Raw genomic sequence first — 17,783 nt, forward strand, 5'->3', positions numbered from 1 at the left:
TGAGCCGTTAGCTCAGTCGGTAGAGCATCTGACTTTTAATCAGAGGGTCGACAGTTCGAGCCTGTCACGGCTCATTCCAGTAGGATCAGTTTAATGCGGGTGTGGCGGAACTGGCAGACGCGCTAGATTTAGGTTCTAGTGGTTAATCAACCGTGGGGGTTCGAGTCCCTTCACCCGCAGCGTTGGCTGCCTTTGGCAGCTGCTTTACTTTTAGGCCGACTTAGCTCAGTTGGTAGAGCATCTGTCTTGTAAACAGGGGGTCGTAGGTTCGAATCCTATAGTCGGCATTTACCAACAATAATCATGCGGAAGTAGTTCAGTGGTAGAACATCACCTTGCCATGGTGGGGGTCGCGGGTTCGAATCCCGTCTTCCGCTTTGCATGAAGCCGCCGGGGTGGCGGAATTGGTAGACGCACTGGACTTAAAATCCAGCGGTGAGTAGTCACCGTACCGGTTCGAACCCGGTCCTCGGCAGAATGAACCATTTTAATATTACGCACCCATAGCGCAATTGGATAGAGTGTCTGACTACGAATCAGAAGGTTGTAGGTTCGACTCCTACTGGGTGCATTTTTAATCGGGAAATAGCTCAGCTTGGTAGAGCACCTGGTTTGGGACCAGGGGGTCGCAGGTTCGAATCCTGTTTTCCCGATGTGAATATATAAATAAGTATGCGGAAGTAGTTCAGTGGTAGAACATCACCTTGCCATGGTGGGGGTCGCGGGTTCGAATCCCGTCTTCCGCTTTTATAATATCGGGAAATAGCTCAGCTTGGTAGAGCGCTACGTTCGGGACGTAGAGGTCGCAGGTTCGAATCCTGTTTTCCCGACTCATTTGACGATTTAGCCGTCACGGTTAGACCGTTTTTTTTGTGCTTTCATTGACAAGTACTCCACAAACTGGTAACTTAAAGCACCAAACCACCGTGTTATAGGCTGACAAATCGTGTTTGGCAAACTTCATTAAAATAAGTATAATGGATGAAAGTCAAGATTAGTCAAATACAAGGGGTGGTGATCGCGTGCAAGCGCAAAGCATGTCGGATATTATTGAGGCGTACTTGAACGCAATACTGGCGGAGCAGCGACAAGTGGAGATTCGCCGGTCGGAAATTGCTGAACGGTTCAACTGTGTACCTTCGCAGATCAATTACGTGCTAAAGACCCGCTTTACCCCGCAGCGTGGCTATGCGGTGGAGAGTAAGCGCGGCGGTGGCGGGTATATTCGCATCGTGAAGGCGCAGTTGCGCGATGAACAGGAACCATTGACCTGATGCGGGCCCACGTTCCCGACCACTTACGTGAAAGTGACGCTCGCGTAATGACGCAGCAATTGTTCGATGCACACGTCATTGCACGTGAGACTGGTAACGCGATGTTGGCGGCGATGAGTCACCATACGTTAGCCATTGCCGATAGTGAGTCAGAACAGGTTATCCGGGCACGGTTGATGCGTGCGTTTCTGGATAGTCTGCGGTATGAACGTTAACCACGTTCCAGGAGGTATAGTATGGATAATTTATTTACGATCAGTGCCAAGAATGTGCTGTTAATCGCACAGGAACAGGCCAAGTCCTTCCACCACCATGCAGTGGGCTCTGAACACATCCTCCTGGCTTTGGTTGTTGAACAAGAGGGCGTTGCCGGCAAAACTTTGCGGCAACTGGGCGTCAATGAGGACGAGGTCCACGACGACATTGAAGCCTTCACCGGTTACGGAACTGTGCCCGACAGCGCGTTGGGTCCGGACAGCTTTTTGCCCTACTCACCCAAAGGCAAAGCCATTTTGGCCGCCGCTGGTGATGAGGCTAAGCAGATCGGCGCGGTCAAAATCGGTACGGAGCACATCCTGTTGGGATTACTGCGTGATGACGATACCATCGCCGCCAAGATCATTCAGAATTCCGATTTGTCCCTCACTAAATTACGGCAACTGGTATTGAAGAAAATGGGCGTGACCGAGCGGCAGCAGGCCAAGCGTCCCCGTGCGCGTCAGCGCCAAACGGTGGAGACCCCAACGCTTGACGGGTTGGCCCGCGACTTAACCCAAACCGCCCGTGAAAACAAACTGGACCCCGTGGTGGGTCGGAACCAAGAAATTCACCGCCTGATTCAAGTCCTGGCGCGGCGGACCAAGAACAACCCGGTGCTTGTTGGCGAACCTGGTGTCGGTAAAACGGCGGTGGTCGAAGGCTTTGCTCAGCGTATCGTCGCCGGTGACGTGCCGGTGGAAATGCGCCAGAAGCGGCTGATGATGCTCGACATGGGCTCATTAGTTGCCGGTACTAAGTATCGTGGTGAGTTTGAGGACCGCTTGAAGAAGGTCATCGAGGAGGTAGCCGCCAACGGGCAAGTTATCCTGTTTATTGACGAGCTGCACACCTTGATTGGGGCCGGTGGTGCTGAAGGCGCCATCGATGCTTCCAACATTCTGAAGCCAGCGTTGGCCCGGGGTGAGCTGCAACTCATCGGTGCTACCACCCTGGATGAATACCAAAAGTACATTGAAAAGGACGCGGCCCTAGAGCGGCGGTTTGCTACCATTCAGGTCAACGAACCAAGCACCGACGATGCGTTCAAGATTTTGCAGGGCTTACGCCCACGCTATGAACAGCACCACGGTATTACCATTAGTGATGCTGCACTCTCCGCGGCTGTCCGCTTGTCTAACCGGTACATCTCGTCACGGTTCTTGCCGGACAAGGCTATTGACCTGGTTGATGAAGCTGCGGCCATGGTACGTCTGGATGCGGATGAGCAGCCGACTGCGGCCGATAAGGACGCGCAGAAACTCGCTAAATTGGTTGCTGACAAAGAAGAGGCCATCAGTGAACAGGACTTCGAAGCTGCTGCTAAGATTCGTGCGCGCGAGATGAAGTTGCGCGACAAAATTGCGAACAACGCCGCGGTCGCCGATAGCGATGACGGTGAGCCACACGTACGGACCGATGTTGTGGTTGGCGAGGAAGATATTGCCAAAGTTGTAGCTCAATGGACGGGGGTTCCGGTTACCCAGCTCACGAGTAAGGACAGCGAGCGGTTGATCAAGCTTGAACGCGTCCTGCACCATCGGGTCATTGGTCAGGATGAGGCCGTGAGTGCGGTTGCCCGGGCCATTCGGCGGGCACGTAGCGGTATCAAGGACCTAACCGGCCAATTGGGAGCTTTATGTTCCTCGGCCCAACTGGGTTGGTAAGACGGAATTGGCCAAGGCTTTGGCTGAAGCCATGTTCGGGAGTGAAGATGCCCTCATCCGTGTCGACATGTCCGAGTACATGGAAAAGTACAGTACTAGCCGCCTCATTGGGGCAGCACCGGGTTACGTCGGCTACGAAGAGGGTGGCCAGCTCACGGAAAAGGTTCGTAACAAACCATATTCCGTTGTGCTGTTGGATGAAGTTGAAAAAGCTCACCCGGATGTCTTCAACCTGTTGCTGCAGGTGCTTGATGATGGTTACCTGCGTGACGCCAAGGGGCGGATGGTCGACTTCCGGAACACCATCCTGATTATGACCTCGAACTTAGGGGCAACCGCGCTACGTGACGAAAAGAGCGTCGGTTTTGGTGCCGAAAACCATGGTCATGATTATGAGGCCACCAAGGCTCGGGTACTGGAGGAACAGAAGAAGTACTTCCGTCCTGAATTCATCAACCGGATTGACGAAACGATCGTCTTCCACAGTCTGGGCAAAAAGGAGTTGCACGCCATCGTGAAGTTGATGGCCAAGACGCTGATCAACCGGGTCACGGCGATGGGCATCGGCGTCCGGATCACGCCCGCCGCGGTGGACGCGATTGCCAAAGCCGGCTTTGATCCTGAATACGGCGCCCGGCCGTTACGGCGGGCCCTCCAGAGCAAGGTTGAAGACCGGATGAGTGAAATTTTGCTGGCGGGTGATGCCGTTGCTGGTGACACCATCGTTATTGGTGCCCGTAAAGGTAACATCACCTTCGACGTTAAGAAGCAGGAGCACCCCGCGGACGACGCCGTGACCATCCAGTAATTTCATTGACATGCAACCAGAAGACTGATAATATTATCACCAGTTGCATTTCGGTTACGAAGCAGAAGGTTAAGCGCGATCTATTGTCCGCGTGGCGCCGCAGAAAAAGTCAAAAGCAGTGGCGTGAATTTACTGCTTTTGGTTTTTTTTTGCCTGTAAGGTCGTAACCGTAGCAGTTGTAATCTGACTTAACAAAATTTACGTTCTCTTTACAATGGATTGCCGCCAATATTTTAGAGGGGTGAACAACTTGGCAGAGCAGCACTTAGGACACAATGTGAACTACGGTAAGCACCGTACGCGCCGGTCATACTCCCGGATCAAGGAAGTTTTGGACCTGCCCAACCTGATTGAAATTCAAACGAATTCCTACCAGTGGTTCCTCGACGAAGGCCTGAAGGAAATGTTCGACGATATCATGCCGATTTCCGATTTCCAGGGTAACTTGAGTCTGGAATACGTTGATTACCAGTTGCTAGAACCAAAGTACACGGTGGAGGAAGCTCGTCAGCACGACGCCAACTACTCCGCACCGTTGCACGTGACGCTACGTTTGACGAACCACGAAACTGGTGAGATCAAGTCGCAAGACGTCTTCTTTGGTGACTTCCCGCTGATGACTGAACAAGGTACCTTCATCATTAACGGGGCCGAACGGGTAATCGTTTCGCAGTTGGTACGTTCCCCTGGGGTGTACTTCAACAGCGAAATCGATAAGAACAGCCGCACGACTTGGGGGACGACCGTTATCCCTAACCGTGGTGCATGGCTGGAATACGAAACCGACGCTAAGGACATTGCTTACGTCCGTATCGACCGGACGCGGAAGATTCCGTTGACCGAACTGGTACGGGCGCTGGGCTTTGGCTCGGATCAAGACATCATCGACATGTTCGGTGACAGCGATTCGTTGATGCTGACGTTGGAAAAGGACGTCCACAAAGACACGAACGATTCCCGGACTGATGAGGCCCTGAAGGACATTTACGAACGGTTACGCCCAGGCGAACCAAAGACGGCTGACTCCAGTCGCTCCTTGCTGTACGCCCGGTTCTTTGACCCGAAGCGTTACGACATGGCTCGTGTTGGCCGTTACAAGGTCAACAAGAAGCTGTCCTTGAAGTCCCGCCTATTGGGTCAGACGCTGGCTGAGACGCTGGCTGACCCCGATACCGGTGAAGTGATCGCCAAAAAGGGTGACCGTGTGACCCACAAGATGATGGATACACTGGGCCAGTACCTGGACCGCGACGACTTTAAAACCGTCACCTACCAGCCGAACGAAGACGGTGTCCTCCAAGACCCCGTTACGTTGCAGGTAGTGAAGGTTTACTCCCAGGTAACACCGGACAAAGAAGTCAACATGATCGGTAATGGTCACATTGACGAATTGCTGAAGCACCTAACGCCAGCCGACATCTTGGCATCGATGAACTACTTCTTGCTGCTGCAAGAAGGCATCGGTTCGACCGATGACATCGACCATTTGGGTAACCGGCGGATCCGTTCCGTGGGTGAACTGCTACAGAACCAGTTCCGTATCGGTTTGTCCCGGATGGAACGGGTGGTCCGTGAGCGGATGTCCATTCAGGACACTTCCACCGTTACGCCACAGCAATTGATTAACATTCGGCCAGTGGTTGCATCCATTAAGGAATTCTTTGGTTCATCCCAGCTGTCACAGTTCATGGACCAGACCAACCCGTTGGGTGAATTGACGCATAAGCGGCGTCTGTCCGCCTTAGGACCTGGTGGTTTGACCCGTGATCGTGCCGGTTACGAAGTGCGTGACGTGCACTACACACATTATGGGCGGATGTGCCCAATCGAAACGCCTGAAGGGCCTAACATTGGGCTGATCAACAGCCTGGCTAGTTACGCCGTGGTTAACCGTTATGGCTTCATCGAAACGCCATACCGGCGTGTCGACTGGACGACCCACAAGGTTACCGACAAGATTGATTACCTGACGGCTGACGAAGAAGATAACTTCGTTGTTGCCCAAGCCAACTCCGTGTTAAACGAAGACGGTACGTTCCGTGACGCGACCGTTCTGGCCCGGCACAAGGATGACAACATTGAAGTTAGTCCTGAGAAGGTTGACTACATGGACGTTTCGCCAAAGCAAGTAGTTGCTGTGGCCACGGCCTGCATTCCGTTCTTGGAAAACGACGACTCCAACCGTGCCCTGATGGGTGCCAACATGCAGCGTCAGGCCGTACCTTTGGTTCGCCCCCACGCACCGTTGGTTGCCACGGGGATGGAGTACAAAGCTGCGCATGACTCTGGTACTGCGTTGCTTGCTAAGCACCCTGGTCGTGTGGAGTACGTTGACGCCAAGGTCATCAAGGTACGGCGTCAAGACGACACGCAGGATGTTTACCACCTGATGAAATTCCGGCGTAGTAACGCCAACAAGAACTACAACCAAACACCAATCGTACGTTTGGGTGACCAGGTTGACGCCGGCGAGATTATCGCCGACGGGCCAGCCATGGACCAGGGCGAATTAGCCTTGGGCCAGAACCCAATTATCGCCTTCATGACGTGGAACATGTACAACTACGAAGATGCCATCGTTATGTCCGAGCGTCTGGTGAAGGAAGATATTTACACCTCGATTCATATTGAGGAGTACGAGTCCGAATCACGTGACACCAAGCTGGGACCTGAAGAGGTCACCCGCGAAATTCCTAACGTTGGTGACGACGCCTTGAAGGACCTGGATGAGGACGGGATCGTCCGCATTGGGGCCGAAGTTAAGGACGGCGACATCCTGGTTGGTAAGGTTACGCCCAAGGGTGTGACGGAACTGTCCGCTGAAGAGCGGCTGTTGCACGCCATCTTTGGTGAAAAGGCTCGTGAAGTCCGTGATACTTCCCTCCGTGTTCCGCATGGTGGTGGTGGTATCGTGCAGGACGTCAAGATCTTCACGCGTGAAGATGGTGACGAACTGTCTCCAGGTGTCAACATGATGGTCCGGGTTTACATCACCCAGAAGCGTAAGATTCAGGTTGGTGACAAGATGGCCGGTCGTCATGGTAACAAGGGTACTGTTTCCATCGTGGTTCCTGAAGAGGATATGCCATACTTACCAGACGGTACGCCAGTTGACATTTGTCTGTCACCAATGGGTGTGCCATCCCGTATGAATATTGGGCAGGTACTTGAACTGCACTTGGGGATGGCCGCACGTAAGTTAGGCATCCACGTCGCTACACCAGTCTTTGATGGTGCGACTGAAGATGACATGTGGGCCACCGTTAAGGAAGCCGGTATGGCTAGCGATGGTAAGAGTGTGCTGTATGATGGCCGCACTGGTGAACCGTTCGAAACGCGGGTTGCCGTCGGGGTTATGTACTACATGAAACTCTCCCACATGGTTGATGACAAGATCCATGCTCGTTCCATTGGACCTTACTCCTTGGTTACGCAGCAGCCGCTGGGTGGTAAAGCTCAGTTTGGTGGCCAGCGTTTCGGGGAAATGGAAGTTTGGGCCCTTGAAGCCTATGGTGCTGCTTACACCCTGCAAGAAATTCTGACGTACAAGTCCGATGATGTTGTGGGTCGTGTGAAAACGTACGAGGCGATCGTTAAGGGCGAACCAATTCCGCACCCAGGTGTCCCAGAAAGTTTCCGGGTTCTGGTGAAGGAATTGCAGTCTTTGGGCTTGGACATGAAGGTGCTTGACACCCAGAAGAACGAAATTGAACTGCGTGACCTGGACGACGATGATGACGAAGGCGGTTCCGCCGACGCATTAGCGAAATTTGCGGCTCAGCAGGAAGAAAAGAAGGCAGCTGAAGCGGAAGCTAAGGCTGCACAGCAAAAAGATAACGAATAGGAGGGTACCCTGTGATTGACGTCAACAAGTTTGACAGTATGCAAATCAACCTGGCATCGCCAGACAAGATTCGCAGCTGGTCGTATGGGGAAGTTAAAAAAACCCGAAACCATCAACTACCGTACGTTGAAGCCAGAACGCGACGGTCTGTTCGACGAGCGCATCTTTGGCCCGACCAAGGACTGGACCTGTGCTTGTGGTAAGTACAAAGGCATTCGGTACAAGGGCATTGTTTGTGACCGTTGTGGTGTTGAAGTTACCCGTGCTAACGTTCGCCGTGAGCGGATGGGCCACATTGAGTTGGCTGCACCGGTTTCCCACATCTGGTACTTCAAGGGTATCCCTAGCCGGATGGGCCTGGTACTGGACATGTCGCCACGCTCCCTCGAAGAAGTAATCTACTTTGCTTCCTACGTTGTGATTGACCCAATGGACACACCATTGGTCAAGAAGCAACTCCTGACCGAAAATGAATACCGTGAAAAGTACGAAGAGTACAACGGTAAGTTTGTGGCCAAGATGGGTGCTGAAGGGGTCAAGGAACTGCTGGAGCAGGTTGACCTGGAGAAGGAAGTTGCTGACCTCAAGGAACAGCTGAAGAAGGCAACCGGTCAGAAGCGGACCCGTGCCATTCGTCGGTTGGACATCTTGGATGCCTTCCTCGAATCTGGCAACAAGCCGGAGTGGATGGTTATGGACACGATTCCGGTTATCCCACCGGACTTGCGGCCCATGGTGCAACTTGAAGGTGGTCGGTTTGCCACTTCCGACCTGAACGACTTGTACCGGCGGGTTATCAACCGTAACAACCGGTTGAAGCGCCTGCTGGACCTCAAGGCACCAAACATCATTGTCCAGAACGAAAAGCGGATGTTGCAGGAAGCCGTCGACGCCCTGATCGACAACGGTCGTCGTGGCCGTCCCGTTACGGGTCCTGGTAACCGTCCGTTGAAGAGTTTGTCACACCTGCTCAAAGGTAAGCAGGGCCGGTTCCGTCAAAACCTGCTCGGCAAGCGTGTTGACTACTCTGGCCGTTCGGTTATCGACGTTGGCCCTACGCTGAAGTTTTACCAGTGTGGGTTGCCCCGTGAAATGGCTTTGGAACTGTTCAAGCCATTCGTGATGCGCGAATTGGTTAAGCGTGACCTGGCCAGCAACATTAAGAACGCCCGGCGGAAGATCGACCGTCAGGATGATGACATTTGGGATGTTTTGGCCGATGTCATCAAGGAACGGCCAGTACTCCTGAACCGTGCGCCTACGCTGCACCGTTTGGGGATTCAAGCCTTTGAACCCGTTCTGGTTGATGGTAAGGCGATGCGTTTGCACCCAATCGTGTGTGAAGCCTACAACGCCGACTTTGATGGTGACCAAATGGCTATCCATGTGCCACTGTCTGATGAAGCTCAGGCTGAAGCGCGCATGCTGATGCTGGCGGCACACCACATCCTGGCACCTAAGGATGGTAAGCCAATCGTTACGCCTTCTCAAGATATCGTTTTGGGGAACTACTTCTTGACGATTGAGGAACCAGGCAAAGTTGGCGAAGGCATGATCTTCAAGGATCCTGCCGAAGTCATCATGGCGCATGAGGATGGCGACGTCACGTTGCATACTCGCATTGGCCTGTCTACGGAAGGTCTGCCCAACAAGCCGTTCGGTGATGATCAGCGTGGTAAAATCATGGTCACCAGCGTGGGTAAGGTCATCTTTAACGAAATCATGCCCGAAGGTTTGCCGTTCCTGAACGAACCGACGCGTGACAACATCGTTAATGGTGTACCGGACAAGTACTTCTTGGCAGAAGGTCAGGATATTAACGATTACTTGGCCAACGCGGAACCAATCAGTCCGTTCAAGAAGGGCTTCTTGTCCGACATCATTGCCGAGGTCTTCAAGACCTACAAGGTGCAGCGGACTAGTGACCTGTTGGATGACATGAAGACCCTGGGTTACACGCAGGCCACCAAGTCTGGCTTGACTGTTGGGGTTGCCGATGTGCCTCACTTGCCTGAAAAAGCGGACATCGTCGCTGAAGCCCACAAGCAGGTCGACATGGTTTCCAAGCAGTTCCGGCGTGGGTTGATCACTGATGACGAACGTCATGAGCGGGTCATTTCCATCTGGAACGACGCGAAGGACCAGGTTCAGCAGAAGCTGATCGAACACTTTGACCAGAAGAACCCTATCTCCATGATGAGTGATTCTGGTGCCCGTGGTAACATTTCTAACTTTACCCAGCTTGCCGGGATGCGTGGTCTGATGGCTGCGCCTAACGGTGGATGATGGAAGTGCCCGTTATCTCGAACTTCCGTGAAGGCTTGTCCGTCATGGAAATGTTTATGAGTACTCATGGTGCACGTAAAGGGATGACCGATACCGCCTTGAAGACCGCCGATTCTGGTTATCTGACGCGGCGTCTGGTCGACGTTGCCCAGGATGTCATCGTCCGTGAAGAGGACTGTGGCACTGACCGTGGTTTGGTTGTTCGGGCCATCACTGAAGGTAACGAAATGATCGAACCGCTGTACGACCGTCTGGTTGGCCGTTACAACATGAAGACCATCCGTGATCCGAAGACGGGCGAAATTTTGGTACCACGCATGACGCTGATGGACGAAGATATCGCCCAGAAGGTTGTTGATGCTGGTGTCGAAGAAGTCACGATCCGTTCCGTCTTCTGCTGCAACACCCGTCATGGTGTTTGCCAGAAGTGCTACGGCCGTAACTTGGCTACTGGTGAAGAAGTTGAAGTTGGTGAAGCTGTTGGTACTGTTGCCGCTCAGTCGATCGGTGAACCAGGTACCCAGCTGACCATGCGTAACTTCCATACCGGTGGTGTTGCCGGTGGTGAAGATATTACCCAAGGGCTGCCTCGTGTTCAGGAAATCTTTGAAGCACGTAACCCTAAAGGGCTGGCTGTTATTACTGAAGTTACTGGTGAAATTACCGGGATCGATGAGAACCCGGCTGAACACACCCGTGAAATTACCGTTCAGGGTACGACTGACACGCGGACGTACAACGTACCGTACGCTTCCAGTGTGGCCGTTGCCGAAGGTGATCACGTTGAACGTGGTGACCGTCTGACTGGTGGTTCAATCGACCCGAAGGAACTGATTAAGGTCAGCGACGTGATGGTGACCGAAAACTACCTGCTCAGTGAAGTACAGAAGGTTTACCGTATGCAAGGGGTTGAAATCGGGGATAAGCACGTTGAGGTCATGGTGCGGCAGATGCTGCGCAAGATCCGTGTGCTCGACCCTGGTGATACCGACATCTTGCCTGGTACCCTGTTGGATATCGGTGACTTCAAGGACCAGAACCGCGACACCATCATTAGTGGTGGTATTCCGGCTACTGGCCGGGCCGTCCTACTCGGGATCACGAAGGCGTCCCTGGAGACGAACAGCTTCCTGTCCGCCGCTTCCTTCCAGGAAACGACCCGTGTCCTGACGGATGCCTCCATCCGCGGGAAGAACGACCCACTGGTTGGTTTGAAGGAAAATGTTATCATCGGGAAGATCATTCCTGCTGGTACTGGTATGGCTACTTACCGTCACGAGGAACCAAAGACGGTCGGTACTGTTTCTGACAATGTGTACTCTATTTCTGACATTGAACAGCAGATGAAGGAAACGGACACGCAGGGTGAGGATACAGACAAGTAGTTGGTTTTGCCCACTACTTGACGTCCTAGTTACACAAAAGGAGCTTGTCGCAATTCGTTGCGGCAAGCTCCTTTGCGTTACATATAGCAATGAGGTGTTGGTTGCAGGCGGGGATTATTCCACCGCGAGTAACCTTACGTCACTGACCCCGTTTAGAACCTTGAGGGCGGCGGTGAGGTCATCCAGCGTTCCGGTCAGGCTGGAGACGTCAAACGAGATGGTCACACTCGCCCATTCATGAATGGGGATGTTTTGGTTGATGGTCAAGATGTTGGCCGCTGCGTGTGACAGGGCCGCCAGCACCTCGGATAGGACACCCCGCGAGTGATGGAGCATCAGTGAGATTACGGCCTTCCGGGTCGCGGGCTGGGAGTCGGCGGCAAAGACCAGGTCCTTATACTTATAGTAGGTTCCGCGACTGATGCCAACCTGCTTGACGGCCTCACTGACCTGCTTCACGCTTCCGTTTTCGAGCAGGGTCCGGGCCGCAATCACTTTCTCAATGACTGCCGGTAGCATGGAGCTATCGACAATATAATATTTTTCCATAAGGGAACTTCCCTTCCGTGGTAGTATGTATTGGCTGCACGCCGGGTGGGTCATGGCGCGCAACTGATAGGTTCAATCTTAATATGTTTATCATAGTAAGACAAGTGTATATGCTCCTATCACAAGTAGCGGCGCAACGTGGCTACGGTGACAACGACAATACCAGCGAGGGTGAGTGCGGGGACAAAGGGGATGCGGCGTGTGTGGCGCCAGCAACTATGCGCCAACCCCAGCCCACACGCCAGCAGAATCGTCAGCAGGACGCTGGAAAGGCCGAGACAAGCACCAAGCGCACCCATCACCAGTACGTCGGCACTGCCCAATCCATGGGTGCTCCAAGCAAGTAACCCGACGACCGCCATGGTGCTGAGGCTACGGCGAGCAGGCGCCAGTCCCGCATGGCCCCATACAGGCAGATGATGGTCGTCCACACTTCAAGCGGGTAGGCGGGGATGCTCATGGTGTGGAGGTCACAGTAAGCAAAGTAGGTCAGGGGGCCAAAGCAGAGTACGAGTTGGACGGGTTGAAGCCAGAACATGGGCATACCTCCGGGTGAGATGTTTTCATAGGGAGATTTCGCCATTTTGGGTCGGCGAGTCGGTGGTTAAGGCCAAAATTATCAGTTTGTCGGTTTTCGCGTTACAATCGGGGCAGAGCGGGGGATCACTTCGTTGGTGGCTGCTGTGGGAGATTGAAACGCGCTGCATCCCGCAGAAACTTGCACGTAAAGCGTTTCAGCAGTGAAACCAAGCACGGGCTTCACCGCTAAAGCGCGTTACGTTCTAGTTTCTGAACGTGGGGTTCCGCTCCCTGATTGAAACGAGCTGCGCCCCCCAGAAAACTACCGCGTAGCAGACTATAGCCAAAAGGCTAAGTGCGAGCCTTCCGGCTATTGTCCACTACACGCTCGTTTTCTGCACAGCCGGCTTCGTTCGCTTAAATAAACAGTTGACTTTCCCCGTGAAAACTTTGTATACTATCAAAGGTGCTTTTTTTCAGTTTATGCGGTTCACCCGACGGCTGACTGGCACCGCGCCAAACTGCCGCCGAAGTGGCCATTTTTTTACAATCAAAAATGAACCGCCCGGATGTGTGGACTTAAATAAGTAGTACCGAAATCGAAAGGAGGAACCTAGATATGCCAACAATTAACCAACTGGTACGTCAAGGTCGTAAGTCTCATGGCAAGAAGAGTAATGCTCCTGCCTGAACTTTAGCTACAACAGTAAGACAAAGTCTTTGGGTGACAACCCTGCACCTCAGAAGCGTGGTGTTGCTACCCGTGTTGGTACGATGACACCAAAGAAGCCAAACTCCGCCCTGCGGAAGTACGCTCGTGTACGTCTCTCCAACCTGATTGAAGTTACGGCTTACATCCCTGGTGAAGGCCACAACCTGCAGGAACACTCGGTCGTTTTGATCCGTGGTGGTCGTGTCAAGGACTTGCCTGGGGTTCGTTACCACATCGTTCGTGGTGCCTTGGATACTGCCGGTGTTGACGGCCGTATGCAGAGCCGTTCCAAGTACGGTGCAAAGCGCCCTAAGAAGAAGTAATTCGTAATGGAAACGCCCGTTAACGGGTAATAAACAATTAGGAGGGTTTTAGGATGCCACGTAAAGGCTACGTTAAAAACCGAGATGTCCTGCCTGACCCAGTTTACAACTCAAAGCTGGTTACCCGCTTGATCAACCACATGATGGTTGATGGCAAGCGTGGTAAGGCGCAGAAGATTCTCTACGATGCATTTGACATTATTAAGGAACAAACTGGTAACGACCCAGTCGAAGTTTTCGAAGAGGCAATGAAGAACGTTATGCCTGTTCTGGAAGTTAAGGCTCGTCGTATCGGTGGTTCTAACTACCAGGTGCCAATCGAAGTTCGACCAGAACGTCGGACCACTTTGGGCCTGCGCTGGATCGTACAGTACGCGCGTTCTCGTGGTGAACACACCATGGACGAGCGGCTGGCCCGCGAACTGATGGATGCCGCCAACAACACTGGTGCAGCCGTTAAGAAGCGTGAAGATACCCACCGTATGGCAGACGCCAACCGGGCATTTGCACACTATCGTTGGTAATATGAAGGGCTATTATATGCGGTTGCTACGCCATATAGTAGCCCTTTCTTTGAACCAACTTCATTTGAACAGCACAATGGGTGCTGTCACTCTGTATTAACTTGAGAGGAGTAAATCTTTCACATGGCTAACAAGCGTGAATTCCCACTTGAAAAGACCCGTAACATTGGATCATGGCCCACATCGATGCTGGTAAAACTACTACCACTGAACGTATCCTGTACTACACAGGTAAAATTCACAAAATCGGTGAAACTCATGACGGTGCTTCCCAGATGGACTGGATGGCTCAGGAACAAGAGCGTGGTATCACGATCACTTCCGCCGCTACTACCGCCCACTGGAAGGGTAACCGTATCAACATCATCGATACCCCAGGACATGTTGACTTCACTATCGAAGTTGAACGTTCCCTGCGTGTTTTGGATGGTGCCATCACCGTGCTAGATGCTCAGGCTGGGGTTGAACCTCAGACCGAAAACGTTTGGCGTCAGGCTACCACATACAGTGTTCCGCGGATCGTGTTCGTCAACAAGATGGACAAGGTCGGCGCCGACTTCCAGTACTCCGTGGGTACTATCCGCGACCGTCTGGGTGCCAACGCCCACGCTATCCAGTTGCCGATCGGTGCTGAAGACAAGTTTGAAGGGGTTATCGACCTCCTTGAAATGAAGGCCGACCTGTACGACGAAGACGAATTGGGGACGGAATGGGATACTGTTGAGATCCCTGACGAATATAAGGAACAGGCAGAGAAAGCTCGCCAGGACCTTGTTGAAGCCGTTGCCGATGTTGACGATGACATTATGGAAAAGTACCTGAATGGTGACGACATTAGTGTGCCGGAACTGAAGGCTGCTATCCGTAAGGCGACCATCAACCTGGAATTCTTCCCTGTTCTGGCTGGCTCTGCCTTCAAGAACAAGGGTGTCCAGATGCTGCTCGACGCCACGGTCGACTACCTGCCTAGCCCACTGGACGTTAAGCCATATAACGCCAAGGACCCAGAAACTGGTGAAGAAGTTGAATTGATGGCCGGTGACGACAAGCCGTTCGCTGCGTTGGCTTCAAGATTGCCACCGACCCATTCGTTGGTCGTCTGACTTTCATCCGTGTTTACACTGGTAGTTTGGAATCCGGTTCCTACGTTGAGAACACGACGAAGGGCAAGCGTGAACGTGTTGGTCGTCTGTTGCAAATGCACAGTAACCACCGTCAGGAAATCCCTGAAGTCTTCTCTGGTGATATTGCGGCCGTTATCGGTTTGAAGAACACCACTACTGGTGATTCCCTGACCGACCAGGACCACCCACTGGTATTGGAATCCCTTGAAATTCCTGACCCAGTTATCCAGGTTTCCGTTGAACCTAAGTCCAAGGAAGACCGCGACAAGCTTGATGTTGCCATCCAGAAGCTGGCCGAAGAAGACCCAACGTTCCAGGCGGAAACTAACCCTGAAACTGGTGAAACTTTGATCGCCGGCATGGGTGAACTGCACTTGGACATCATGGTTGACCGTATGCGGCGTGAATTCAATGTTGACGCCCAGATTGGTGAACCACAAGTTGCCTACCGTGAAACCTTCACCAAGCAAGCTAGCGCCCAAGGTAAGTTTGTGCGTCAGTCTGGTGGTAAAGGTCAGTATGGTGATGTTTGGATCGAGTTCACTCCTAACGAAGAGGGCAAAGGCTTCGAATTCGAAGACGCCATCGTCGGTGGTGTGGTTCCGCGTGAATACATTCCATCCGTTGAGCAGGGTCTGAAGGAAGCTATGGCTAACGGTGTGTTGGCCGGCTACCCATTGATTGACGTTAAGGCCAAGCTTTACGATGGTTCTTACCACGAAGTCGATTCTTCCGAAGCTGCGTTCAAGGTTGCCGCATCCATGGCTTTGAAGGCTGCTGCGCCTAAGGCCGGTGCCGTCATCCTGGAACCAATCATGAAGGTTGAAATCGTGGCTCCAGAAGACAACTTTGGTGACGTTATGGGCCAGGTTACTGCCCGTCGTGGCCGTGTTGAAGGTATGGAAGCCCGCGGTAACGCCCAGGTCGTTAACGCCATGGTACCGTTGGCCGAAATGTTCGGTTACGCGACGACCCTGCGTTCTGCTACCCAGGGTCGTGGGACCTTCACGATGACCTTTGACCACTACGAAGCAACGCCAAAGTCCATCCAAGAAGAGATCATCAAGAAAAACGGTGGCCAGTAATTAAACTGGTTGCTTAAACGAAACGCCCGCTGCGGGTTTAGCCGTAGCGGGCGTTTTTTTTGCATACGCGTGCGCAGGCTGGCACGCAAGTTACTATGGTAAGGGCCGTTAAATGACCTCGGCGCCCAACGCGGAACGGAAGTGGTTCAGTGCCCAGTCCTGGCCACCCGGTGTGAACGTCGCGGTCGCGTTGGTCGGGATGGTCAACGCGTAACCCAAGTTGTACGCGTCCACGGCGGTGTGCAGGACGCAGATGTCGGTGCAGACACCGACAAGGGTGATAGTACGAATCGACCGTTAACGTAGCCAGAGGTCAAGCGGCGTGCCAGCAAAGCTGGAGTAGCGGGTCTTGGCAAAGGCGTGCACCTGCGCGTCAGCGTGGTGCGCGGCATACCATTCCCCGGTGTGGCCATAAAATGCGCGCCCCCAAGTGTCACGTTCGTTGTGGGGTGGGAAGAGCTTGGTCTCAGGATGGTACTGGTCGCCGGCAACATGCAGGTCAGTCGGTAGGTACACCCAGCCACCGTCAGCCAGAGTTTGGTCGGCTGCAGCCACGATGGCGTCGTCAATAGCCTGAGCGGGGGCGCCGGCCGTGAGGGCACCATTGGGCGCAACAAAGTCGTTAGTGTAATCGATAATCAGTAGGGCGTGAGTCATGAGCATATCCTCCAGTTTGTGTTCACTAAGCATCGGTGTTAATGTATATGCACGGTGCGTGCGTTGGTGTCTTGACACCTGATTTTACACCAGAAAATGCGGGATGAAAATGGGTGTATGGGGTTGCGCTCCCCAGAATAGCTGTTTGTCCCTGAACGCGAACGTGTACGGGCAAATTACGGGGTCGGCACGCGCAAACGCGAACGTTGCAAATTACGCGAGAAAGCTGTATAAAGGCCTTGAACTCGGCGTTAATATCATGTATACTAACAAAGTTGCAGGTTAATTCGGGGCGCAGTGTGCGCTCCGCGGCGGTTTGCACAAGCATAGCGTGGATGTGAGAGGTTGCGACACGCCCGGCCGCTTTGCCACGGAGAGCGCGACGGAAATTTTCACGGAGCTAGTCTACTAAAGATAATAGACGAAGGAGGACACACAATGGCAAAACAGAAGATTCGGATCCGGCTTAAGGCTTACGAGCACCGGATTATCGATCAGTCCGCAGAAAAGATTGTCGAGACCGCAAAGCGCACAGGTGCTACGATCTCTGGCCCAATCCCACTGCCAACGGAACGCACACTTTACACGGTGCTACGTTCACCGCATAAGCACAAGGATTCACGGGAACAGTTCGAAATGCGCACGCACAAGCGTCTGATCGACATTGTTAACCCAACGCCAAAGACAGTTGATGCTTTAATGAAGCTCGACCTGCCAAGCGGTGTTGATATCGAGATTAAACTTTAATCTGTAAGAAACTGGAGGTGTACC

Annotated in this window: 6 protein-coding genes, 9 tRNA genes and 6 pseudogenes; 17 read left to right on the forward strand and 4 right to left on the reverse strand. The window is 53.0% G+C overall.

Features of this window, described 5'->3' with window-relative positions; genetic code table 11:
* Position 1: 1 nt before the first annotated feature.
* The 13 genes and pseudogenes from JCM13996_RS09200 to rpoC all read left to right on the forward strand — a co-directional run bounded on the left by JCM13996_RS09200 (position 2) and on the right by rpoC (position 11,519).
* A tRNA-Lys gene (locus tag JCM13996_RS09200) sits at positions 2-74 on the forward strand.
* Between the two features lie 21 nt (positions 75-95).
* Positions 96-179, forward strand: a tRNA-Leu gene (locus JCM13996_RS09205).
* Positions 180-214: 35 nt separating this feature from the next.
* Positions 215-287, forward strand: a tRNA-Thr gene (locus tag JCM13996_RS09210).
* Between the two features lie 18 nt (positions 288-305).
* A tRNA-Gly gene (locus JCM13996_RS09215) sits at positions 306-377 on the forward strand.
* A 12-nt stretch (positions 378-389) separates the two neighbouring features.
* Positions 390-475, forward strand: a tRNA-Leu gene (locus tag JCM13996_RS09220).
* Between the two features lie 22 nt (positions 476-497).
* Positions 498-571 (forward strand) — tRNA-Arg (locus JCM13996_RS09225).
* Positions 572-579: 8 nt separating this feature from the next.
* Positions 580-653: transfer RNA gene (locus JCM13996_RS09230), tRNA-Pro, on the forward strand.
* A 21-nt stretch (positions 654-674) separates the two neighbouring features.
* Positions 675-746: transfer RNA gene (locus JCM13996_RS09235), tRNA-Gly, on the forward strand.
* A 10-nt stretch (positions 747-756) separates the two neighbouring features.
* Positions 757-830, forward strand: a tRNA-Pro gene (locus JCM13996_RS09240).
* A gap of 192 nt (positions 831-1,022) precedes the next feature.
* Positions 1,023-1,489 (forward strand): annotated as a pseudogene (locus JCM13996_RS12035) (CtsR family transcriptional regulator).
* Positions 1,490-1,510: 21 nt separating this feature from the next.
* Positions 1,511-4,004, forward strand: a pseudogene (locus JCM13996_RS09250) (ATP-dependent Clp protease ATP-binding subunit).
* Positions 4,005-4,245: 241 nt separating this feature from the next.
* Positions 4,246-7,848 (forward strand): DNA-directed RNA polymerase subunit beta, encoded by a 3,603-nt coding sequence (rpoB, locus tag JCM13996_RS09255; RefSeq protein ID WP_305068999.1) that lies wholly within the window; start codon positions 4,246-4,248, stop codon positions 7,846-7,848.
* 11 nt (positions 7,849-7,859) lie between these two features.
* Positions 7,860-11,519: pseudogene (gene rpoC / locus JCM13996_RS09260) on the forward strand (DNA-directed RNA polymerase subunit beta').
* Between the two features lie 114 nt (positions 11,520-11,633).
* Here rpoC and JCM13996_RS09265 read toward each other — a convergent pair.
* The 3 genes from JCM13996_RS09265 to JCM13996_RS11025 all read right to left on the reverse strand — a co-directional run bounded on the left by JCM13996_RS09265 (position 11,634) and on the right by JCM13996_RS11025 (position 12,606).
* Positions 11,634-12,068, reverse strand: a complete 435-nt coding sequence (locus JCM13996_RS09265) for an ACT domain-containing protein (protein WP_054750911.1) — start codon at positions 12,066-12,068, stop codon at positions 11,634-11,636.
* A 119-nt stretch (positions 12,069-12,187) separates the two neighbouring features.
* A complete protein-coding gene (locus JCM13996_RS11020; RefSeq protein WP_156321948.1) occupies positions 12,188-12,391 on the reverse strand; it encodes an A24 family peptidase in 204 nt (67 codons plus the stop codon).
* Positions 12,367-12,606 carry a hypothetical protein gene (locus JCM13996_RS11025; protein ID WP_156321949.1) on the reverse strand — a complete coding sequence of 80 codons (240 nt, stop codon included), beginning with the start codon at positions 12,604-12,606 and terminating at the stop codon, positions 12,367-12,369. The genes JCM13996_RS11020 and JCM13996_RS11025 overlap by 25 nt, the downstream gene beginning before the upstream one ends.
* Positions 12,607-13,206: 600 nt before the next feature.
* Between JCM13996_RS11025 and rpsL the strand changes: the two are divergent.
* The 3 genes and pseudogenes from rpsL (at position 13,207) to fusA (ending at position 16,355) form a co-directional block, all read left to right on the forward strand.
* Positions 13,207-13,622: pseudogene (gene rpsL, locus JCM13996_RS09275) on the forward strand (30S ribosomal protein S12).
* A gap of 53 nt (positions 13,623-13,675) precedes the next feature.
* Positions 13,676-14,146, forward strand: coding sequence for a 30S ribosomal protein S7 (gene rpsG, locus JCM13996_RS09280; protein WP_054750914.1), 471 nt, complete (start codon positions 13,676-13,678; stop codon positions 14,144-14,146).
* Positions 14,147-14,269: 123 nt separating this feature from the next.
* Positions 14,270-16,355, forward strand: a pseudogene (gene fusA, locus JCM13996_RS09285) (elongation factor G).
* 108 nt (positions 16,356-16,463) lie between these two features.
* On the opposite strand, the pseudogene JCM13996_RS09290 reads toward fusA, so the two are convergent.
* Positions 16,464-17,018: pseudogene (locus tag JCM13996_RS09290) on the reverse strand (cysteine hydrolase family protein).
* A 432-nt stretch (positions 17,019-17,450) separates the two neighbouring features.
* Here JCM13996_RS09290 and rpsJ point away from each other — a divergent pair.
* Positions 17,451-17,759: a 30S ribosomal protein S10 gene (gene rpsJ, locus JCM13996_RS09295; RefSeq protein WP_054649271.1), complete on the forward strand. Its 309-nt coding sequence runs from the start codon at positions 17,451-17,453 to the stop codon at positions 17,757-17,759.
* The last annotated feature ends 24 nt before the right edge of the window (positions 17,760-17,783 follow it).

It is taken from the genome of Lacticaseibacillus thailandensis DSM 22698 = JCM 13996 (assembly GCF_001312865.1).
Classification (GTDB): Bacteria; Bacillota; Bacilli; order Lactobacillales; family Lactobacillaceae; genus Lacticaseibacillus; species Lacticaseibacillus thailandensis.

Excerpts from the sequence above, each read along its gene's own strand:
- JCM13996_RS09265 (WP_054750911.1), bottom strand. The coding sequence starts at position 12,068 with ATGGAAAAATATTATATTGTCGATAGCTCCATGCTACCGGCAGTCATT.
- rpsJ (WP_054649271.1), top strand. The coding sequence starts at position 17,451 with ATGGCAAAACAGAAGATTCGGATCCGGCTTAAGGCTTACGAGCACCGG.
- rpsG (WP_054750914.1), top strand. The coding sequence starts at position 13,676 with ATGCCACGTAAAGGCTACGTTAAAAACCGAGATGTCCTGCCTGACCCA.
- JCM13996_RS11025 (WP_156321949.1), bottom strand. The coding sequence starts at position 12,606 with ATGTTCTGGCTTCAACCCGTCCAACTCGTACTCTGCTTTGGCCCCCTG.